We start from the raw sequence: 20,539 nt of genomic DNA on the forward strand, positions 1-20,539 counted from the left end.
ACCAACAGGTACGGGTACGTCGATGGTCGTCTAGCGGTCCACCCGTAAGGAGGAGCCGCCGCCCAGCCTAACGACGACCTGGTCCCACACCTCGTCGGCGAGATCCTCCTTGGACTGTTCGGCCAGCCGGGTGACCGAACCGTCCACGTCGATCACGGTGGCCGCGTTCGTGTCGGCGCCGAAGACCTTGTCCGGCCCGACCTCGTTGATGACGATGAGGTCGGCCCGTTTCCGGGCGAGCTTGGCCCGGCCGTTGGCCTCGGCGTCGCCGGTCTCGGCGGCGAAGACCACCAGCACCTGCTCCGGCCGCCGCCGCTGACCCAGCTCGGCGGCGATGTCCGGGTTGGTCACCAGCTCGATGGTGGGGGCCACCCCGTCGTCGGTCTTCTTGATTTTGCCGGATGCGTAGGTCGCCGGCCGGAAGTCGGCCGGCGCCGCCGCCATCACCACCGCGTCGGCCTCGTCCGCGGCCTTCAGGGTGGCGTCCCGCAGCTCGGCGGTGGTGCCCACCCGGATCAGATCGACCCCGGCCGGATCGGGCAGCGACACGTTGGCCGAGATCAACGTGACCCGGGCGCCGCGGGCCACCGCGGCGCGGGCGAACGCGTAGCCCTGTTTGCCGGAGGACCGGTTACCCAGGAAGCGCACCGGGTCCAGCGGCTCCCGGGTGCCCCCGGCGGTGACCACCACGTGCCGGCCGGTCAGGTCGGCCGGGGCGGCGACACCCCGGGCCAGGGTCCGGCGGGCGACGGCGAAGATCTCCGCCGGGTCGGGCAGCCGACCCTTGCCGGTGTCGGCACCGGTGAGGCGTCCCACCGCGGGCTCGATGACCCGCACCCCTCGACGTCGCAGCGTCGCCACGTTGTCGACGGTGGCGGGATGCTCCCACATCTCGGTGTGCATGGCCGGTGCCAGCACCACCGGGCAGCGGGCGGTGAGCAGGGTGTTGGTGAGTAGGTCATCAGCGATGCCCTGGGCGGCCTTGGCCAGCAGGTCGGCGGTGGTGGGTGCGACCACCACCAGGTCCGCCTGCTGGCCGAGACGTACGTGCGGCACCTCGTGCACGTCGGACCAGACGTCCTCGGCGACCGGTTGCCCGGAGAGCGCGGCCCAGGTCGGCGCGCCGACGAACCGGAGCGCGGCGGCGGTCGGTACGACCCGGACCTGGTGGCCCGACTCGGTGAAGAGTCGGAGCAGTTCACACGCCTTGTACGCGGCGATCCCGCCGCCGACCCCGAGGATGATCCGGGCGTTCATCGAACGTGGAACAGTTACGGCTGGTCGGTCGGTTCAGCGGTGAGCAGACCCGCGTTGATCTCACGCATCGCGATGGAGAGCGGCTTCTCCTGAGGGGTGGTCTCGACCAGCGGGCCGACGTACTCGAGCAGGCCCTCGCCGAGCTGGCTGTAGTAGGCGTTGACCTGACGCGCACGCTTGGCCGCGAAGATGACCAGAGCGTACTTCGACGTCGTCTTCTCCAGGAGCTCATCGATCGGCGGGTTGGTGATGCCTTCTGGGTTGGCGATGGATCCCACGGATAAACCTCTGCGTCTTTCGCACGGACCGCGCGAACGCGGTGCCGGCGCTCAACCGCGCAGGCGCGGCCGGGCCGGAGCCAGGAAGGAAGAACCGATGAATCCTACCAGTTCGTCCACGACCTGCTCAGTGCGGTCGTACGAGACGGCGTGGTCGAAGGCCGCCGTCACGGTCGGCACCGGCATCCGACCGGGTGGGTGAAGCAACACCAGGCGGGCCTGCGGCCAGGCGGCCCGCACCAGCAGTGCCCCGTCGAGGTCCAGGGGCAACAGGACCGGCACGCCGGCGGCGATGCGGCTGCGCAGCGGGGCGATCTCGGTGCCCCGGCGGTGCGCACCGAACCGGCTCCACTCCAACAGGTCACCGGCGGCCAGGCGCCGCTCGAACTGCTCAGGGGTCAGGAAGTGGCGATCGACGCCGTCCAGCTCGCCCTCACGTCGGGGGCGGGTGGTGACCGGAATCGGCCGCCACACGGACGGAGAACGCGCCCGGACCAACTCGACGACACTCTCCCTACCGGCACCGGATGGGCCAGCCAGGACAGTGAGCCGAGCCGCCGGGCGCGTCTCGTCATCCAAGCTCACTGCTTGTTTCTACACGCAGCCACACTCAGTTGGCGGCGAACTCCCCAAGCAGGGCCTTGCGCTGCTGCTCGCCGAGGCCACGCAGGCGACGGCTGTCGGCGATCTTGAGCTTCTCCATGATCTGGGTGGCCCGGATCTTGCCGATGCCCGGCATCGCCTGCAGCACGGCCGACACCTTGAGCTTGCCGACGACGTCGTCGGACTCGGCCCGTTCGAGAACGGCTCCGAGGGTGGTCTTGCCCTGCTTGAGCTGCTCCTTCAGCTCGGCACGGGCTTTGCGGATCTCCGCAGCCTTCTCCAGCGCGGCTGCGCGCTGCTCGGGGGTCAGTGACGGGAGCGGCACCAGTTCTCCTCAGGTCCCTATCGCGACGGGCGGGACGCACCGCCGCATCTGTGAAACGTGGTGTCGCTGTGAACCCAGGGGTTCCCAGCGCCGGGAAAACTAGCGGTCAACGGAGCTTTCGGCAACGTGGGCGCGCGATGATCACCACAAAGTGACCGAGCCATCAGTCAGTCATGACAGCTTCAGCGCGGCCCGGCAGCCGACTACCGCTCGGTCGGCTGCGGCCCGCAGAGCCTCCGGGTCTGGGCCCGCTCCCAACACCTCTCGGGAGTACGAAGGCAGCACGGCGGGCAGGTTCGAGCCGAACACGACGCGGAGATCCGCCGCCGTGGCGCCCTGCGCGCCGAGGCCCGGCGCGAGCAACGGACCGTTCATCGCCGACAGGTCGCAGCCGGTCTCGCCGACCGTCGCCCCGACCACCGCACCGATGCTGCCGAGCGGCTCCGCACCGGCGTTGAGCTGCGAAATCTCGTCAATCACGGTCTGCGCGACGGTGCGTCCGTCGGCGGTCGTGGCCCGCTGGACCGAGGCACCCTCGGGGTTGGAGGTGAGCGCCAGAACGAAGACCCCGCCGCCGTGTTCGGCGGCCAGTTCGAACATGGGGGCCAACGATCCGACCCCCAGGAATGGGCTTGCCGTGATCGCGTCGACATGCATGGGGCTGGATGGGTCGAGGTACGCCGACGCGTACGCCTGGACCGTCGAGCCGATGTCGCCACGCTTGACGTCGAGCAGAACGAGCGCGCCGCGCTCACGCAACTGTCGGATAGTTGACTCAAGCACCGCCACCCCGTGGGACCCGAATCGCTCGAAGAACGCCGACTGCGGCTTGACCACCGCAACCCGGTCACCGAGGGCGTCGACGACCGCCCCGGCGAAGCGGCGGAGCCCGTCCACGTCGTCGGCCAGACCCCACCGGGCCAGCAGTGCCGGGTGCGGATCGATGCCGACGCAGAGCGGGCCGCGCTCGCGAACAGCCCGATGCAGCCGGGCCCCAAAGCTCTCCATCCGTGCCTTCCTCTCAGTGCTCAATCTGCCCTGTCCGACTACTCAAACTCAGCTCCTGCGGGCCACCGGTTACTCAGGCAACCCGGGCGGCCGCGCCGATAGCCGCCGCGATCCGGGCCAGGTCGGCGTCGTCGGTGACGTACGGCGGCATCGTGTAGATCAGATCCCGGAACGGGCGCAGCCACACCCCCTGGCCCACCGCTGCGGCGGTGGCGGCCGCCATGTCGACCTCGTGGTCCAGTTGCACCACGCCGATGCCGCCGAGGACCCGGACATCGGCCACGCCCGGCAGGCCGCGCAACGGCTCCAGGCCGGCCCGCAGATGACCCTGGAGCCTCGCCACCTGCCCGGCCCAGTCGCCCGCCCGCAGCAGCCCCAGCGAGGCGTTGGCGACCGCACAGGCGAGCGGGTTGCCCATGAACGTCGGGCCGTGTGCCAGCACCCCACCCGTACGGATGCCCGCCGCCACCTCGGCGGTGCACAGCGCGGCGGCGAGGGTCAGGTAGCCGCCGGTGAGGGCCTTGCCCACACACATCACGTCCGGAACGACCCCCGCGTGCTCGGCGGCGAACATCGTCCCGGTACGCCCGAACCCGGTGGCGATCTCGTCGAAGATCAGCAGCACCCCGTGCGCCCGGGTCACCTCGCGCAGCACCCTCAGGTAGTGGGGGTGGTGGAACCGCATGCCACCGGCGCCCTGCACCACCGGCTCGACGATCACCGCGGCCAACTCGTCGGCGTGCCGCTGCACCGCGTCGACGAGCGCCGCCTCGTACGCCGGATCGGGGGGTGTGTCGAAGCCGCCCGGCGGCACCGGCGCGAAGACCTGCCGGGGCAGCACGTCGCCCCAGAGATGGTGCATGCCGCCCTCGGGGTCGCAGATGCTCATCGGGTGGAACGTGTCCCCGTGGTAGCCACCGCGCCAGGTACCCAGCCGCCGCCGCTGCGGCCGGCCGGTGGCCCGCTGGTACTGCAGGCACATCTTGATCGCGACCTCGACGCTGACCGAGCCCGAGTCGGCCAGGAACACGTGCTCCATCCCGTCGGGGGCCAACTCGACGAGCGTGCGGGCCAACTCGACGGCCGGGGCGTGGGTCAACCCGCCGAACATGACGTGGCTCATCCGGCCCAGTTGGTCTTTCACCGCCGCGTCCAGCACGGGATGCCGGTAGCCGTGGATCGCCGCCCACCACGACGACATCCCGTCGACCAGCTCACGCCCGTCGGCCAGCCGCAGCCGCACCCCCTCGGCCGCCTCCACCAGATACGGCGGCACAGCCGGCGGCAGGGTCGCGTACGGATGCCAGACGTGCGCGGCGTCGGCGGCGAGCAGTTCCTCCGGAGTCACCAGGTCTCCCCTCCGGCACCCGGTCGTCGGTGCCGCGAACGGCCCGCGCCCGGTGCCCGTCGCTCGTACACCTCGGCCCCTTTGCTCTGCTTCACCGCACGCACCGGTTCCGGTCGAAAACCGGTGCGTGGGTTGAAGCAGAGCAAAGGGGCCAGGAACAGGTGGGTCGGGCCGGTCGCGGCCCGCCGTCGGGTCCGGCGCAGCCCGCCCCACCGTGATCGGTCATGGTGTGGTGGTGGCCGCCCGCGGTGCGGTCGCCGCCGCCCGGGCGACGGCGCGGGGCAGGGCCGGGCCTCGGTAGATGAACCCGGTGTAGAGCTGCACCAGGCTGGCGCCGGCGTCGAACATCCGGGCGGCGTCGTCGGGGTGCACGATGCCACCCACCCCGATGATCGGCAGCCGTCCACCGGTCTCCCGGTGCACGAAGTCGACCACCTGTCGGGCCCGGTCGGTCAGCGGTCGACCGGACAGGCCGCCGGCCTCGTCGGCGCGGTGCCGGTCGCTCGGCGCGAGGCCGTCGCGTCCCAGGGTGGTGTTCGTGGCGATCACCCCTGCGGCACCCCGGGCCAGGCACACCTCCAGCAGTTCGGCGATGGCGGGTTCGGTCAGGTCCGGGGCGATCTTCACCAGCACCGGCTTCTCCCCCACCAGGGCGGCGAGCAGCGCGTCCAGGTGGTCCCGGTCCTGCAGGGCACGCAGGCCGGGGGTGTTCGGCGAGGAGACGTTGACCGCGAAGTAGTCGCCGTGCCCGCGCAACGCGCGGTACGACGCCTGGTAGTCGGCCACCGCCTCGTCCAGCGGTGTCACCTTGGACTTGCCGAGCGAGATCCCCAGCGGTACGCCCAACGGGCGCGGCAACGCCGCCAGCCGGGCCGCCAGGGCCTCGGCTCCCGCGTTGTTGAAGCCCATCCGGTTGATCACTGCCTCGCTGTCCGGCAGCCGGAACAGCCGGGGCCGGGGGTTGCCCGGCTGCGGGTACGCCGTCACCGTGCCGACCTCGACGAACCCGAAGCCCAACGCCGGCCACGCCGGCAGCGCCACCCCGTCCTTGTCCATCCCGGCGGCCAGTCCCACCGGATTCGGAAACCGCACCCCGAACACCGTCCGGGGCGCGGCCACCGCGTACCGGGCACGCAGCACCGCCAACGCCCCCGGCGTCCGCGACAGCGCACTCAACCGCCGCAACGTCCACTCATGCGCCGCCTCAGCATCCCCCCCACCGACCCGGAACAACCCCCGCCGCACCGTCTTCTCAAACATCACGCTTCACCTCCCGGCGCCACCCAGTTGATCATGAGGTTGACGGCGATGTGGATCTCCTCCACTACCGTTAACCTCATGATCAACGCGGACGGGGTGGGGATCACTGCGGGGTCCGGAGGGTGGCGTGGAGGGCCTGGAGGGGGCGGACCTGCATGTCGCCGCGGATGAGGGCCTCGATGCCCATCACGGCGGCGGCGACACCGGGCACGGTGGTGACGCAGGGGATGTCCGCCGTGACCGCGGCGCTGCGGATCTCGTAGCCGTCGGAGCGGGCGCTGGCACCGGACCCCTGCGGGGTGTTGATCACCAGGGCGATCTGGTTGCTGCGGATCAGCGACACCGCGTCGTCGTCGGCACCGGCCTCGTAGTGCTTGCGGGCAACCTCGCAGGCGATTCCGTGCCGGCGCAGCACCTCGGCGGTACCGGCCGTCGCCACGATCTCGAAGCCCAGATCCGCCAGCCGCTTCACCGGGAAGATCATGCCGCGCTTGTCCCGGTTCGCCACCGAGACGAAGATCTTGCCCCGGACGGGCAGTGACCCGTACGCGGCCGACTGGGACTTGGCGAAGGCGTGCCCGAAGGCGGTGTCGATGCCCATCACCTCACCCGTCGACTTCATCTCCGGGCCGAGCAGCGAATCCACCCCCTTGCCGGCCGGCGTCCGGAAACGCTTGAACGGCAGGACCGCCTCCTTGACCGCGATCGGGGCGTCCGGCGGCAGGGTGCCACCGTCCCCGGTCGCGGGCAGCATGCCCTCGGCCCGAAGCTCGGCGATGGTCGCCCCGAGGGCGATCCGGGCCGCCGCCTTGGCCAGCGGCACCGCCGTCGCCTTGGAGACGAACGGCACCGTACGCGAGGCGCGCGGGTTGGCCTCCAGCACGTACAGGGTGTCGTCCTTCAGCGCGTACTGCACGTTGAGCAGGCCGCGTACGCCGATGCCCCGGGCGATCGCCTCGGTGTACCGGCGGACCTGCGCCACGTGCGAACCGGCCAGGGTGATCGGCGGCAGGGCGCAGGAGGAGTCGCCGGAGTGGATGCCCGCCTCCTCGATGTGCTCCATCACACCGCCGAGATACACCTCCCCGTCGGCGTCGCAGAGCGCGTCCACGTCGATCTCGATGGCGTCGTCGAGGAACCGGTCCACCAGCACCGGGTGATCCGGCGAGATGTCGGTGGCCCGCCCGATGTAGTCACGCAGCGTGGCATCGTCGTAGACGATCTCCATGCCCCGGCCGCCCAGCACGTACGACGGGCGGACCAGCACCGGGTAGCCGATCTCGTCGGCGATCTCCTTCGCCTCCTCGTACGAGGTGGCGGTGCCGTGCTCCGGCGCCCGCAGACCGGCCCGGGCCAGCAGCGACCCGAACGCGCCCCGCTCCTCGGCCAGGTGGATCGACTCCGGGGAGGTGCCGACCACCGGCACGCCGGCGTCCTTGAGCCGCTGCGCCAACCCGAGCGGGGTCTGCCCGCCCAGCTGCACGATCACGCCCACCACGCCGGGCCCGCCGGCCTCCCGACCGGAGGAGTCCTCGGCGTGCCAGACCTCCAGCACGTCCTCGAAGGTCAACGGCTCGAAGTAGAGCCGGTCGGCGGTGTCGTAGTCGGTGGAGACGGTCTCCGGGTTGCAGTTGATCATCACGGTCTCGAACCCGGTGCCGCCGACGCCCGACTGCGCACCGCGCAGCGCCTGGACCGCGTGCACGCAGGAGTAGTCGAACTCGATGCCCTGCCCGATCCGGTTCGGTCCGGAACCGAGGATCAGCACCTTCGGTCGCGGCGACCCGATCACCTCGGTCTCCGCGTCGTACGACGAGTAGTGGTACGGGGTGGTCGCCTCGAACTCGGCGGCGCAGGTGTCCACCGTCTTGTAGACCGGCCGGATCCCGAGCCGGTGCCGCAGGGTCCGCACGCCGTCCTCGGCGGCCAGTTCGGGCCGCAGCGCGGCCAGCTGACGGTCGGACAGGCCGGCCCGCTTGGCCTGGTACAGCAGGTCACCGTCGAGCACCGGCGCGGCCACGATCTCGTTGCGCAGCTCCACCAGCGCGGCGATCTGGTCCACGAACCACGGGTCGATGCCACCCGAGGCCGCGGTGACCTCGGCGATCGAGGCACCCAGGCGCAGCGCCCGCTCCACCGTGTAGAGCCGGCCGTCGTGCGGGGTGGCCAGGGCGGCGAGGGTGTTCTCCTTGGTCGCGCCGACCGGGTCGGGCACCGTCCAGAAGCCTGCGGCCTTGGTCTCCATCGACCGCATCGCCTTGTTCAACGCCTCGGTGAAGTTGCGCCCGAGGCTCATCGCCTCACCGACGGACTTCATCGTGGTGGTCAGCTCCGGGTCGGCGCCGGGGAACTTCTCGAACGCGAACCGGGGGATCTTCACCACCACGTAGTCCAGCGTCGGCTCGAACGCGGCCGGCGTCTTACGGGTGATGTCGTTGGGGATCTCGTCGAGGGTGTAGCCGATGGCCAGCTTCGCGGCGATCTTGGCGATCGGGAAGCCGGTCGCCTTGGAGGCCAGCGCCGACGAGCGGGACACCCGCGGGTTCATCTCGATGACCACGATCCGCCCGTCGGCCGGGTTGATCGCGAACTGGATGTTGCAGCCGCCGGTGTCCACCCCGACCTCGCGCAGCACCGCGATGCCCAGGTCACGCAGCTGCTGGAACTCGCGGTCGGTGAGCGTCATGGCCGGTGCCACGGTCACGCTGTCGCCGGTGTGCACACCCATCGGGTCGATGTTCTCGATCGAGCAGACCACCACCACGTTGTCGTGCCGGTCCCGCATGAGTTCGAGCTCGTACTCCTTCCAGCCGAGCACGCTCTCCTCGATCAGCACCTCGTGCACCGGGCTGGCGGCCAGCCCCGCGCCGGCAATGCGCTCCAGGTCCTCGTCGTTGTGCGCCATGCCGGAACCGAGACCGCCCATGGTGAACGACGGCCGGATCACCACCGGCAGGCCGAGGTCGGCAACGGTCTCGCGGACCTCGTCCATCGAGTGGCAGACCCGCGAGCGGGGCACCAGGCTCTCCGGGTCGGCCACCTCGAGCCGTACGCCCGCCTTGGCCACGATCTCCTTGAACAGCTGCCGGTCCTCGCCGCGGCGGATCGCGTCGATGTTGGCGCCGATCAGCTCGACGCCGTACTTCTCCAGCACCCCGGCCTCGTGCAGCGCGACCGCGGTGTTCAGCGCGGTCTGCCCGCCGAGGGTCGGCAGCACCGCGTCCGGCCGCTCCTTGGCGATGACCAGCTCGACGAACTCCGGGGTGATCGGCTCGACGTACGTGGCGTCGGCGAACTCCGGGTCGGTCATGATCGTGGCCGGGTTCGAGTTGACCAGGCTGACCCGGATCCCCTCGCTGCGCAGCACCCGGCACGCCTGGGTGCCGGAGTAGTCGAACTCGCAGGCCTGCCCGATGACGATCGGCCCGGAGCCGATCACCAGAATGTGCTTGAGATCGCTCCGCTTAGGCATTGCTGTGTCCCTCGTTGTGGGTCCGACCCTCGATCAGTTCGGCGAAACGGTCGAAGAGGTAGTCCGCGTCGTGCGGGCCGGACGCCGCCTCCGGGTGGTACTGGACGGTGAACGCGGGCACGTCCAGGGCCCGCAGCCCCTCGACCACGTTGTCGTTGAGGCAGACGTGGCTCACCTGCACGCCGCCGAACTCGGTCTCGATGACGTCGTCGGGCACCGCCGCGCCGGGCGTGACGCCCGGCACCTGCACGGCGAAGCCGTGGTTGTGGCTGGTCACCTCGACCTTGCCGGTCATCCGGTCCAGCACCGGCTGGTTGATGCCCCGGTGGCCGTAGTCGAGCTTGTAGGTGCCGAAGCCGAGCGCCCGACCGAGGATCTGACTGCCGAAGCAGATGCCGAACAGCGGCACCTTGCGGCGCAGCACCTCACGGGCCAGCTTCACCGGGCCGTCGGCGGTGGCCGGGTCACCCGGACCGGGCGAGAAGAAGATCGCGTCCGCGCCGGTGGCCAGCAGATCGTCGATGGTCGCGGTGACCGGCAGCACGTGGGTGGTCACACCCCGGGCGGCGAGCCGACGCGGCACGTTGCGCTTGATGCCCAGATCCAACGCGGCCACCGTGAACCGGTGCTCGCCCTCGGCGGCCACCACGTACGGCGCGGTGGTGGTCACCTCGGCGGACAGGTCCGCGCCCACCATCTGCGGCGACTGGCGGACCCGGGCCAGCAGGGCGCGCGGGTCGTCGTCGATGCTGGAGATGCCGACCCGCATCGCGCCACGCTCGCGCAGGTGCCGGGTCAACGCCCGGGTGTCCACCCCGCTGATGCCGACGATGCCCTCGGTGGCCAGCCGGTCCTCCAGCCCGCCGGTGGCGCGCCAGTTCGAGCTGATCCGGGCCGGGTCACGCACCACGTAACCGGCCACCCAGATCCGCCGGGACTCGTCGTCCTCGGCGTTGACACCGGTGTTGCCGACGTGCGGAACGGTCTGCACCACCACCTGCCGGTGGTACGACGGGTCGGTCAGCGTCTCCTGGTAACCGGTCATCCCGGTGTTGAAGACCGCCTCACCGAAGGTCTCCCCGACACTGCCGTACGCCTCACCATGAAACGTGCGCCCGTCCTCCAGGACGAGAATCGCTGGACGCCTACGACTCACTTGACTGCCTTTCCGTCCAGGACCGTCGCCTCGCCACGCAGGAAGGTCGCCACGATGCGACCCGGCAGCGTCATCCGGGCGTACGGGGTGTTGCGGCTGCGACTTGCCGACTCAGCCGGGTCGATCAGCCGGCGGGACGCCGGGTCGACCAGGGTCAGGTTGGCCGGGACTCCGGGGGCGGGATCACGGCCGTGCTCGGTCAGTCCGGCGATGCGGGCCGGGGTGCGCGACATCCGTTCGGCGATCATGTCCCATTCGGGGCCGAGCACGTCGAGCGCGATCGACAGCGCCGTCTCCAACCCGAGCATGCCGGGCCGGGCGTACGCCCACTCGCACTCCTTGTCCTCCACGGCGTGCGGGGCATGGTCGGTGGCGATGATGTCGATCACGCCGTCGACCAGCGCGGCCCGCAGGGCGGCGACGTCGGCGGCGGTACGCAGCGGCGGGTTGACCTTGTACACCGGGTCGTACGCCCCGGCCGGGCGCCAGGTGTCCGCGATGGCGGGGCTGGCGAGTTCGTTGCTGCCGCCGACGACCGAGTCGGTGAGTAGCAGGTGGTGCGGGGTCACCTCGGCGGTGACCCGTACGCCGCGCGCCTTGGCCTGGCGCAGCACCTCGACGCTGCCCGCGGTGGAGACGTGGCAGACGTGCAGTCGGCTGCCGACGTGCTCGGCCAGCAGCACGTCCCGGGCGATGATCGCCTCCTCGGCCACCGCCGGCCAGCCGGTCAGGCCCAGCCGGGTGGAGACCTCACCCTCGTGCATCTGCGCGCCCTCGGTGAGCCGGGGCTCCTCGGCGTGCTGGGCGATGATGCCGTCGAACGCCTTGACGTACTCCAGGGCGCGGCGCATCAGCCTCGGGTCGGCGACGCAGTGCCCGTCGTCGGAGAAGATCCGCACCCGGGCGGCGGAGTCGGCCATCGCGCCCAGCTCGGCGAGGCGCTCGCCGGCCAGCCCGACGGTGACCGCGCCGATCGGCTGTACGTCGACCAGCCCGGCCTCCCGACCGAGCCGCCAGACCTGCTCGACCACCCCGGCGGTGTCGGCCACCGGCGAGGTGTTCGCCATCGCGCAGACCGCGGTGTAGCCGCCCAGCGCCGCCGCCCGGGAACCCGTTTCGACGGTCTCGGCGTCCTCCCGGCCCGGCTCGCGCAGGTGGGTGTGCAGGTCGACCAGGCCGGGCAGGGCCACCAGCCCGTCGGCGTCGACCACGACGGCGTCCGGCGCGGACAGCCCTCGGCCGGTCTCGGCGACCACGCCGTCGCGCAGCAGCAGGTCGGTCGGTGCCGCGCCGAGCACGCTGACGTTTCTGATCAGGTACGAGTTCACCGGTTGTTTCCCCCGAGCAGCAGGTAGAGGACGGCCATCCGCACGGAGACTCCGTTGGTGACCTGTTCGACGATGGTGGAGCGGGGCGAGTCGGCGACCTCCGGGGTGATCTCCATGCCCCGGTTCATCGGACCGGGGTGCATGACGATCGCGTGCTCCGGCAACCGGCGCATGCGGGCGCCGTCGAGACCGTAGCGGCGGGCGTACTCGCGGGCGGACGGGAAGTAGGAGTCGCCCATCCGCTCCCGTTGCACCCGCAGCATCATCACCACGTCCGTCGACGGCAGCACCGCGTCGAGGTCGTAGCAGACGGCGGTGCCGGGAGCCAGGGCGGCGGCGATGTCGACCGGGATGAGGGTGGGCGGCCCGACCAGGGTGACCTTCGCGCCGAGGGTGGACAGCAGCAGCACGTTCGACCGGGCCACCCGCGAGTGCAGCACGTCCCCGACGACCGCAACCGACAGGCCGGCCAGCCGGCCCATCCGGGAGCGCATCGTGTACGCGTCCAGCAGCGCCTGGGTGGGATGCTCGTGGGTGCCGTCGCCGGCGTTGACCACCGAACCGTCGACCCAGTCGGCGAGCCGGTGCGGGGCGCCGGAGGCCGGGTGCCGGACGACCACCGCGTCGGCGCCCATCGCCTGGAGGGTCAGCGCGGTGTCCTTGAGGCTCTCGCCCTTGGCGACGCTGGACCCCTTGGCCGAGAAGTTGATCACGTCGGCGCTGAGCCGCTTCGCCGCCGCCTCGAAGGAGATCCGGGTCCGGGTGGAGTCCTCGTAGAAGAGGTTGACCACCGTACGGCCGCGCAGCGCGGGCAGCTTCTTGACCTCACGGCCGGAGACGGCGGCCATCTCGGCCGCGGTGTCCAGGATCTGGATGGCGGTGTCGGCGTCGAGATCGGCGCCGGAGAGCAGGTGCCTGATCATGAGAGGGCGCCCTCCCCGTAGAGCCGTACCTCGTCGACGCCGTCGGTCTCGGCCAGCGTCACCTTCACGCTCTCGGCGAGGGCGGTCGGGATGTTCTTGCCGACGTAGTCGGCGCGGATCGGCAACTGCCGGTGGCCCCGGTCGACCAGCACCGCCAACTGCACGGACGACGGACGCCCGAGGTCGCTCAGCGCGTCGAGGGCGGCGCGCACCGTACGGCCGGAGAAGAGCACGTCGTCGACGAGGATCACCCGCATGCCGTCGATCCCGCCGGGTGGCACCTGAGTCGGGCCGACCGCCCGGGTGGCGTTGCGACGCAGGTCGTCGCGGTAGAGGGTGATGTCGAGCACACCGACCGGCACCGCAGTGCCCTCGAAGGCGTTGATCCGCTCGGCGAGCCGTCGCGCCAGCGGGGCGCCCCGGGTCGGCACTCCGAGCAATACGGTGTCGGCCGCGCCCTGGGTCTTCTCCAGGATCTGGTGGGCGATCCGGTCGACGACACGTTGCACCTCGGCACTGGTCAGAATCACCTTCACCGAGGGTTGTCGCGGTGGCGACGGATGGGCAGCCGGTGGGCAGGCCACGGCGGACCTCCTTCCCCGCCTCACGGGACGGGTCGTTAAAGGATGTCGGATCCCCCCAGGTCAGCCGGGTACGGCTGGCGGGCGGGCTTGGGCCACGTTACCAGTGGTCGTTGCCGTAACCACGGTCGGGCACGAGTGGCTCAGACCACGTCGGGGAGGGACCGGTCGACGTATCGGTTCAGCGGGCAGAACGGGACAAGTCGACCTGGGTGTCCAACTGAGGTATCACCACCACTTGACCACGTTTACGAATCCCCGTACCGTCACGCTCCGTAGCGATCGCTGGGAGAACCCCGAGCAGCACTGGGAGTGTCCGAATGCCCTCTGAATACGCCAAGTCTCTGGGCGCCCGTCTGCGCTCCATTCGCCAGCAGCAGGGTCTGTCCCTGCAGGGCGTGGAGGAGAAGTCGAACGGGCGTTGGAAGGCGGTTGTGGTCGGCTCGTACGAGCGCGGTGACCGGGCCGTCACGGTGTCCCGCCTGGCCGAGTTGGCCGAGTTCTACCGCGTACCGGTCTCGGAGCTGCTGCCCGACGGCAGCGGGGTGCGGCACGAGCCCACCAGCAAGATCGTCCTGGACCTGGAGCGGCTCTACGACGAGGCCAGCGAGGACCTCGCCTACGTCGCCCGGTACGCCCGCGCCATTCAGCAGCAGCGCGGTGACTACAACGGCCGGGTCCTGTCGATCCGCGCCGACGACCTGCGGGCCCTCGCGATCGTCTACGACGCCTCGCCCTCCGGTCTGATCGAGCGGCTGACCGAGCACGGCGTGCTGGTCGCCGACCCCCGGGCGTTCTTCGCTTCCTGAATTCCCAGCAACGAAAGGCCCGCGCCGTCCGGCGCGGGCCTTTCCGTTCGTCGCACTCCCCGACGGCTACGACCGCAGGCGGTGTCCCGCGTCGGAGCCGATCAGCGGGTGGCGTACTCGGCGATGCGGCCGAGCAGACCGTTGAGGAAACGAGGCGAGTCGTCGGTCGACATCTGCCGAGCCAGTTCGACGGCCTCACTGATCGCCACCGCGTCGTCGATCTCGTCGACGTAGAGCAGTTCGTAGACCGCGATCCGGGCGAGGTTACGGTCGACCACCGGCATCCGGTCCAGCGTCCAACCCTCGGCGTAGCTGGCGATCAGCTCGTCGATCCGGTCGAGATGACCGGCCACGCCCTCGACCAGGCCGACCGCGTACCCGAGGTGGTCGGGGCGCGGCTTCTCGATCCGCTCGATGTAGCCGGCCAACACCTCGACCGGCGGACGATCACGCAGGTCGGCCTCGAAGAGCACGTCCAGCGCCCGCTTGCGCGCCTTGCGGCGCGCGGGCATCTGCTGCTTCGGACCCTCGGCCATCAGGCGCGGCCGAGGTAACGGCCGTCGCGGGTGTCGACCTTGATTTTCTCGCCGGTGGTGATGAAGAGCGGCACCTGCACAGTCGCGCCGGTCTCCACCGTCGCCGGCTTGTTGCCACCGGTGGACCGGTCGCCCTGCAGGCCCGGCTCGGTGTAGGTGATCTCCAGCACGACCGAGGTCGGCAGCTCGACGTAGAGCGGCACACCCTCGTGCGTGGCCACGATCGCCTCGGCCTCGGGCAGCAGGTAGTTCGCCGCCTCGCCGACCGTGCCGCCGGGCACGGTGATCTGGTCGAACGTCTCCATGTCCATGAAGACGTAGTCCTCGCCGTCGGCGTAGAGGTACTGCATGGTGCGCTTGTCAACGGTCGCGGTCTCGACCTTGGTGCCCGCGTTGAAGGTCTTGTCGACGACCTTGCCGGAGAGCACGTTCTTCAGCGTGGTACGCACGAACGCACCACCCTTACCGGGCTTGACGTGCTGGAACTCGACGACGGACCAGAGCTCCCCGTCGAGGTTGAGTACCAGGCCGTTCTTCAGGTCGTTGGTGGTGGCCATTTCCTGCCTTGATCGTCATTTGGCGGACAGACCTTACAAGTCTACTAGCCACCCTGCGGTGCCCCGACCGCCGCCGTCCACGGTCAGCCCGCTCCGACCCGCCCCGGACAGCCACTGACAGTGACGCAACCCACCCCACCGCCTCCCCCACCCCACCCCTTTGCTCTGCTTCAACCCACGCAACGGTTACACCCCGTCGCGATAGCGCGGAACACGTGACGCCGCCCGCAGCACGAAGGTGCTGCTCAGCGACGGTTGCGTGGGTTGAAGCAGAGCAAAGGGCGAAGCGAGGGTACGGGGGACGGAACGTCGAGGTTCACGCAGCGTCAATGCAGCGGCAAAGCGGAACGTGATGCCTTCGAGGTCAGCCGTTGTGGTCGCGGCGGGCGGCGAGGTGGTGCAGGGCGAGGCGGTAGCCGTCGACGCCGAGCCCGCAGATCACGCCGGTCGCCACCGCCGAGACCACCGAGCGGTGCCGGAACTCCTCCCGCGCGTGGATGTTGGACAGGTGCACCTCCACCAGCGGCCCGCGCAGCATGGCGCAGGCGTCGCGCACCGCGATGGAGTAATGCGACCAGGCGGCCGGGTTGAGCACCACTGCGGCACCCTCGTCCGCGGCGGCGTGCAGCCAGCCGAGCAGCTCGTGCTCGGCGTCCGTCTGCCGCACGACGACGTCCAGGCCCAGGTCCCGTCCGGTCGTCTCGCAGAGCTTGACCAGGTCGGCGTAGCTGGTCGTCCCGTAGACGTCGACCTGGCGGGTGCCCAGCCGGCCCAGGTTCGGCCCATTGAGCACGTACACCTTCATGCTGGTTCGCCTTCCACTCGCGACAGTTCAGCCGCAGACCCGCGACATCTACGCCGCAGACCCTCGACAGTTCAACGGCAGACCGCGTTGTACGCGGTGCGCAGCAGGTCGTCGTCGGGACCGTCCAGGATCGCCGGTCGGGCCAGCCCGTCGAGCACCACGAACCGCAGCCGGTTGCCCCGGGCCTTCTTGTCGACCCGCATGGCGGCCAGCAGGCCGGACCAGGCGTCGGCCGGGTAGTGGGTCGGCAGGTCGAGGGCGGTCAGCACGGCACGGTGCCGGCCGGCGGTGGCCGCGTCCAACCGGCCGGTGAGGCGGGCCAGTTCGGCGGCGTAGACCAGGCCGACCGAGACGGCGTGACCGTGCCGCCAGCGGTACTCCTCGACCTTCTCGATGGCGTGCGCCAGGGTGTGCCCGTAGTTGAGCACCTCGCGTACGCCTGACTCACGCAGGTCTCCGCCGACCACGTCGGCCTTGACCCGGATCGCCCGCTCGATCAACTCTCGGGACACCGGCCCGGTCGGATCGACGGCCGCCGCCGGGTCGCTCTCGACCAGGTCGAGGATGACCGGGTCGGCGATGAAGCCACACTTGACCACCTCGGCCAGACCGGCGGCCAGGTCGACCGGCGGCAGGGTGTCCAGCGTGCTGAGGTCCGCCAACACCCCGACCGGCGGGTGGAAGGCACCGACCAGGTTCTTGCCGGCCGTGGTGTTGATGCCGGTCTTGCCGCCCACCGCCGCGTCGACCATGCCCAGCAGCGAGGTGGCCACCGGCACCCAGCGCACCCCGCGCAGCCAGCAGGCGGCCACGAACCCGGCCAGGTCGGTGACCGCGCCGCCGCCCAACCCGACCACCGCGTCGGTACGGGTGAACCCCGCCTCGCCGAGCCGGTCCCAGCAGGCCGCCGCCACGTCGACGTGCTTGCCGGCCTCGGCGTCGGGCACCTCGATCGGCAGCGGTGTCATGCCGGCGGCGCTGAGCCGGTCACCGATGGCGTCGGCCAACTCCTTCAGCGGCGGAGCGTGCAGCACCGCCACCCGGGTGGCATCGGGCAGCAGGCCGGGCAGCGTGTCGAGCAGGCCACGACCGACCAGCACGTCGTACGGCCGTTCGCCGCCGACCGGGATCCGGGTCACGTTGTCCATCGCCGGGAGCCTAGCCCACCGTCGACCGCCCGGACCCCATCCGCGCACCGGTGCCCGATCAATGGAACGGAGGTTTACCGCTTCGTGGACCGGGCAGGGGCACCATCACCAGCTATCCAGGGGGCGCCATGACCGAGCGGACGATCGACGGCGCCGACATCCGGCTGCCGGCCACAATCCTCGGCGTCGGGCTCGGCGGTTTCGTCGACGGCATCGTGCTGCACCAGGTTCTCCAGTGGCACCACCTGCTCAGCAACACCGGCGCCGACAACATCGGCATCCGCGAGTACCCGGTGGACACCGTCGCCGGACTGCAGATGAACACCCTGTGGGACGGGCTCTTCCACGTGGTCACCTGGGTGGCGGTGCTGACCGGCCTGGCCATGCTCTACGCCCGGGTGACCCGCTCCCGGGGTCGGCTGTGGCGCTCGCCGATGCTGTGGGGCTGGGCGTTGCTCGGGTGGGGGCTGTTCAACCTGGTCGAGGGCATCATCGACCACCACATCCTGGCCATCCACCACGTCCGGCCCGGCGAACACCAACTCTGGTGGGACCTCGGCTTCCTCGCCCTGGGCGTCGTGCTGATCATCGTCGGTCTGCTCGTGCAACGCCGCGCCGCCGCCGTGGACCTCTGCGCCGACGACCCTGGCTCGCGTGGCGCTGCTGGAGAAGCGCCGTCGGCGAGCCGACGCCGATGAGCGTGGCGCACACCGCGCAGCACGCCACGACCGTCGGCCCGGCTGTGCTCGTACCCCTGGTGGCGGGTTGGTGTTATCTGGCTGCCGTGTTGCGGCAGCGCGAGCCGGACCGGCCGGGCTGGAGCCACTGGCGTACGGCCGCGTTCGCCGCCGGGTGTGCGCTGCTCGCCGTCGCTCTGCTGCTGCCGGCCGACGGGTTCGCCGCGCACATGTGGCAGCACCTGCTGCTCGGCATGCTCGCCCCGCTGGGCCTGGTGCTCGGCGCGCCCGGCACCCTGCTGTTGCGTACCGTCGACCGGCGGGTCGGTCGGGCGGCGCTGCGGGCGCTGCGGCATCCGGTGGCGCGCACGCTCGCCCACCCGGTCACCGGGCTGCTGCTCACCGCCGGCGGGCTGTGGCTGCTCTACCTCACCCCGCTGTACCGGGCCACCCTCGCCAGCCCGGTGCTGCACGACCTGGTCAACCTGCACTTCCTGCTCAGCGGGTTGCTGTTCACCTGGTCGATCGCCGGCCTGGAACCATACCGGCACCGGGCGTCCGTGCCGGTGCGGCTGGTGGTGCTCGGCGTCGCGGTCGTCGCGCACGCCAGCCTGGCCCAACTCCTGTACGCGGGGCTGCTGATCGACGTGCCGGCCCCGTCGGATGCGCTGCGTGCCGGTGCGGCGGTGATGTACTACGGCGGCGACGCGGCCGAGATCCTGCTCGCCCTCGCCCTGCTGGCCAGCTGGCGCCCGCAGCCGCGCCGCGTCTTGCTTACCGCTTCAGCAGGGGGATGATCTCGGCGGCGATCTCCTCGGGAGTGCGGCCGTCGGTCACCACCGTCACGGTCGCCACCTCGGCGTAGAGCGGTCGCCGCTGGTCCATCAGGTGTTTGAGGGTGGCCCGCGGATTGATCGCCAACAGCGGACGGCCGGCACCGAGGCCGACCCGCTTCACCGCGTCGGTCAACTCGACCGACAGGTGCACCACCTGGTGACCGACCAGCGCGGCCCGGTTCTCCTCGGCCAGCACCGCGCCGCCGCCGAGGGCCAGCACCCCGTCGCAGGAGGCCAGCGCCGCGGCCACCGCCGCCCGTTCGAGGGTACGGAAGTGCTCCTCCCCCTCGTCGACGAAGATCTCCGGGATCGGCTTGCCGGCCAGCCGCTCGATGTCGGCGTCGGTGTCCCGGAACTGGACCCCCAGCTCGGCTGCGAGGACCTCACCGACGGTGGTCTTGCCGGAGCCGGGCGCGCCGACCAGCACACAGACCGGACGGGTCGAAGCGGTCACCGGATCACCAGCGCGTCGAGGTAGCCGGCCAGGTTGCGGCGCATCTCGGCGATCGAGTCGCCGCCGAACTTCTCCACCGCCGCCTCGGCCAGCACCAGCGCCACCATCGCCTCGGCGACGACGGCGGCGGCGGGCACCGCGCAGACGTCGGAGCGCTGGTTGATCGCGGTGGCCGGCTCACCGGTGGTGATGTCGACCGTCGCGAGGGCCCGGTTCAGCGACGAGATCGGCTTCATCGCGGCCTTCACCCGCAGTGGCTCGCCGGTGGTGATGCCGCCTTCCAGGCCACCGGCCCGGTCGGTGACCCGGCGTACGCCGGTGGCGGTGGGGATGATCTCGTCGTGCGCCTCGGATCCACGCGAGCGGGCCTGCTGCCAGCCGTCGCCGATCTCCACACCCTTGATCGCCTGGATCGACATCAACGCGGTAGCCAGCCGGGCGTCGAGCTTGCGGTCCCACTGCACGTGGCTGCCCAGGCCGGGCGGCACGCCGTACGCCAGCACCTCGACCACACCACCCAGGGTGTCGGCGGCCTTCTTCGCGGCGTCGACCTCGGCGACCATCCGGGCGCTGGCCTCCGGGTCGAGGCAGCGCAGCGGGTCGGCGTCGATGCGCTCGGCGTCCTCCGGGCGGGGCCGCAGCCCCGGCTTGACGGCGACCGGGCCCAACTCCACCACGTGCGAGACGATCTCCACGTCGAGGGCCTGCCGCAGCAGCGCCTTGGCCACCGTGCCGACGGCCACCCGGGCGGCGGTCTCCCGCGCGCTGGCCCGCTCCAGGATCGGCCGGGCGTCGGTGTGGCCGTACTTCTGCATGCCGGCCAGGTCGGCGTGCCCGGGCCGGGGCCGGGTGAGCGGGGCGTTACGGGCCTGACTGGCCAACTCGTCGGGGTCGACCGGGTCGGCGGCCATCACGGTGCGCCACTTGGGCCACTCGGAGTTGCCGACCCGGATGGCGACCGGGCTGCCGAGCGTCACCCCGTGCCGCAGGCCACCGATGACCTCGATCTCGTCCTGCTCGAAGGACATCCGCGCACCCCGGCCGTAGCCGAGCCGGCGGCGGGCCAACTCCCCGGCGATCTCGGTGGTGGTCACCTCGATCCCGGCCGGCACCCCCTCCAGCAACGCGACGAGGGCGGGTCCGTGCGATTCCCCTGCGGTCAACCAGCGCAACACAGC

General features: G+C 71.1%; 21 protein-coding genes. 3 read left to right on the plus strand and 18 right to left on the minus strand.

The features are described from left to right. Positions 1 to 30: 30 nt before the first annotated feature. From coaBC to pyrR, 12 genes are all read right to left on the minus strand, one after another. Positions 31 to 1,257, minus strand: a complete 1,227-nt coding sequence (gene coaBC / locus JMF97_RS27780; RefSeq protein WP_203224214.1) for a bifunctional phosphopantothenoylcysteine decarboxylase/phosphopantothenate--cysteine ligase CoaBC — start codon at positions 1,255 to 1,257, stop codon at positions 31 to 33. Between the two features lie 14 nt (positions 1,258 to 1,271). Beyond that, a complete protein-coding gene (gene rpoZ, locus JMF97_RS27785; protein WP_007075826.1) occupies positions 1,272 to 1,535 on the minus strand; it encodes a DNA-directed RNA polymerase subunit omega in 264 nt (87 codons plus the stop codon). A 51-nt stretch (positions 1,536 to 1,586) separates the two neighbouring features. After that, positions 1,587 to 2,120: a nucleoside/nucleotide kinase family protein gene (locus JMF97_RS27790; protein ID WP_203224215.1), complete on the minus strand. Its 534-nt coding sequence runs from the start codon at positions 2,118 to 2,120 to the stop codon at positions 1,587 to 1,589. 25 nt (positions 2,121 to 2,145) lie between these two features. Continuing rightward, positions 2,146 to 2,463 (minus strand): integration host factor, actinobacterial type, encoded by a 318-nt coding sequence (gene mihF, locus JMF97_RS27795; protein WP_007458370.1) that lies wholly within the window; start codon positions 2,461 to 2,463, stop codon positions 2,146 to 2,148. Between the two features lie 171 nt (positions 2,464 to 2,634). Beyond that, positions 2,635 to 3,471 carry an orotidine-5'-phosphate decarboxylase gene (gene pyrF / locus JMF97_RS27800; protein ID WP_203224216.1) on the minus strand — a complete coding sequence of 279 codons (837 nt, stop codon included), beginning with the start codon at positions 3,469 to 3,471 and terminating at the stop codon, positions 2,635 to 2,637. A gap of 73 nt (positions 3,472 to 3,544) precedes the next feature. After that, the gene (locus tag JMF97_RS27805; protein WP_203224217.1) at positions 3,545 to 4,819 is read right to left on the minus strand and encodes an adenosylmethionine--8-amino-7-oxononanoate transaminase; all 1,275 of its coding nucleotides are present in this window, start codon (positions 4,817 to 4,819) and stop codon (positions 3,545 to 3,547) included. 222 nt (positions 4,820 to 5,041) lie between these two features. Further along, positions 5,042 to 6,082 (minus strand): quinone-dependent dihydroorotate dehydrogenase, encoded by a 1,041-nt coding sequence (locus tag JMF97_RS27810; RefSeq protein WP_203224218.1) that lies wholly within the window; start codon positions 6,080 to 6,082, stop codon positions 5,042 to 5,044. Positions 6,083 to 6,182: 100 nt separating this feature from the next. Continuing rightward, positions 6,183 to 9,551, minus strand: coding sequence for a carbamoyl-phosphate synthase large subunit (carB, locus tag JMF97_RS27815; RefSeq protein WP_203224219.1), 3,369 nt, complete (start codon positions 9,549 to 9,551; stop codon positions 6,183 to 6,185). Next, positions 9,544 to 10,707 (minus strand): glutamine-hydrolyzing carbamoyl-phosphate synthase small subunit, encoded by a 1,164-nt coding sequence (carA, locus tag JMF97_RS27820; RefSeq protein WP_203224220.1) that lies wholly within the window; start codon positions 10,705 to 10,707, stop codon positions 9,544 to 9,546. Before carA ends, carB begins: the two co-directional genes overlap by 8 nt. Continuing rightward, complete coding sequence (locus JMF97_RS27825; protein WP_203224221.1) at positions 10,704 to 12,035, minus strand: dihydroorotase; 1,332 nt, start codon at positions 12,033 to 12,035, stop codon at positions 10,704 to 10,706. Before JMF97_RS27825 ends, carA begins: the two co-directional genes overlap by 4 nt. Further along, positions 12,032 to 12,958 carry an aspartate carbamoyltransferase catalytic subunit gene (locus tag JMF97_RS27830; RefSeq protein ID WP_013732776.1) on the minus strand — a complete coding sequence of 309 codons (927 nt, stop codon included), beginning with the start codon at positions 12,956 to 12,958 and terminating at the stop codon, positions 12,032 to 12,034. The genes JMF97_RS27825 and JMF97_RS27830 overlap by 4 nt, the downstream gene beginning before the upstream one ends. Next, positions 12,955 to 13,542 (minus strand): bifunctional pyr operon transcriptional regulator/uracil phosphoribosyltransferase PyrR, encoded by a 588-nt coding sequence (pyrR, locus tag JMF97_RS27835; RefSeq protein ID WP_203224222.1) that lies wholly within the window; start codon positions 13,540 to 13,542, stop codon positions 12,955 to 12,957. The genes JMF97_RS27830 and pyrR overlap by 4 nt, the downstream gene beginning before the upstream one ends. Positions 13,543 to 13,859: 317 nt before the next feature. Between pyrR and bldD the strand changes: the two genes are divergently transcribed. Then, positions 13,860 to 14,348, plus strand: coding sequence for a transcriptional regulator BldD (gene bldD, locus JMF97_RS27840; protein ID WP_007458348.1), 489 nt, complete (start codon positions 13,860 to 13,862; stop codon positions 14,346 to 14,348). 101 nt (positions 14,349 to 14,449) lie between these two features. Here bldD and nusB read toward each other — a convergent pair whose 3' ends face one another. From nusB to aroB, 4 genes are all read right to left on the minus strand, one after another. Continuing rightward, positions 14,450 to 14,860 (minus strand): transcription antitermination factor NusB, encoded by a 411-nt coding sequence (gene nusB, locus JMF97_RS27845; protein ID WP_199180211.1) that lies wholly within the window; start codon positions 14,858 to 14,860, stop codon positions 14,450 to 14,452. A 23-nt stretch (positions 14,861 to 14,883) separates the two neighbouring features. Next, on the minus strand, positions 14,884 to 15,441 hold the full coding sequence (gene efp, locus JMF97_RS27850) for an elongation factor P (RefSeq protein WP_203224223.1): 558 nt from the start codon (positions 15,439 to 15,441) through the stop codon (positions 14,884 to 14,886). Between the two features lie 364 nt (positions 15,442 to 15,805). Next, complete coding sequence (aroQ, locus tag JMF97_RS27855; RefSeq protein WP_203224224.1) at positions 15,806 to 16,246, minus strand: type II 3-dehydroquinate dehydratase; 441 nt, start codon at positions 16,244 to 16,246, stop codon at positions 15,806 to 15,808. 71 nt (positions 16,247 to 16,317) lie between these two features. Beyond that, on the minus strand, positions 16,318 to 17,394 hold the full coding sequence (gene aroB, locus JMF97_RS27860) for a 3-dehydroquinate synthase (RefSeq protein ID WP_203224225.1): 1,077 nt from the start codon (positions 17,392 to 17,394) through the stop codon (positions 16,318 to 16,320). Positions 17,395 to 17,522: 128 nt separating this feature from the next. On the opposite strand from aroB, the gene JMF97_RS27865 reads away from it, so the two are divergent. Then, entirely contained in the window at positions 17,523 to 18,092 is a 570-nt protein-coding gene (locus JMF97_RS27865) for a DUF2243 domain-containing protein (protein ID WP_203224226.1), read from the plus strand. Beyond that, positions 18,089 to 18,868, plus strand: coding sequence for a cytochrome c oxidase assembly protein (locus JMF97_RS27870; protein WP_203224227.1), 780 nt, complete (start codon positions 18,089 to 18,091; stop codon positions 18,866 to 18,868). Before JMF97_RS27865 ends, JMF97_RS27870 begins: the two co-directional genes overlap by 4 nt. Here the strand turns inward: JMF97_RS27870 and JMF97_RS27875 are convergent. Together JMF97_RS27875 and aroC are read right to left on the minus strand one after the other, a co-directional pair. After that, the gene (locus JMF97_RS27875) at positions 18,846 to 19,361 is read right to left on the minus strand and encodes a shikimate kinase (RefSeq protein WP_203224228.1); all 516 of its coding nucleotides are present in this window, start codon (positions 19,359 to 19,361) and stop codon (positions 18,846 to 18,848) included. The genes JMF97_RS27870 and JMF97_RS27875 overlap by 23 nt on opposite strands. Continuing rightward, the gene (gene aroC / locus JMF97_RS27880; protein ID WP_203224229.1) at positions 19,358 to 20,536 is read right to left on the minus strand and encodes a chorismate synthase; all 1,179 of its coding nucleotides are present in this window, start codon (positions 20,534 to 20,536) and stop codon (positions 19,358 to 19,360) included. Before aroC ends, JMF97_RS27875 begins: the two co-directional genes overlap by 4 nt. Between the last annotated feature and the right edge of the window lie 3 nt (positions 20,537 to 20,539).

Source organism: Micromonospora fiedleri, from assembly GCF_016774385.1.
Taxonomy (GTDB): Bacteria; Actinomycetota; Actinomycetes; order Mycobacteriales; family Micromonosporaceae; genus Micromonospora; species Micromonospora gifhornensis.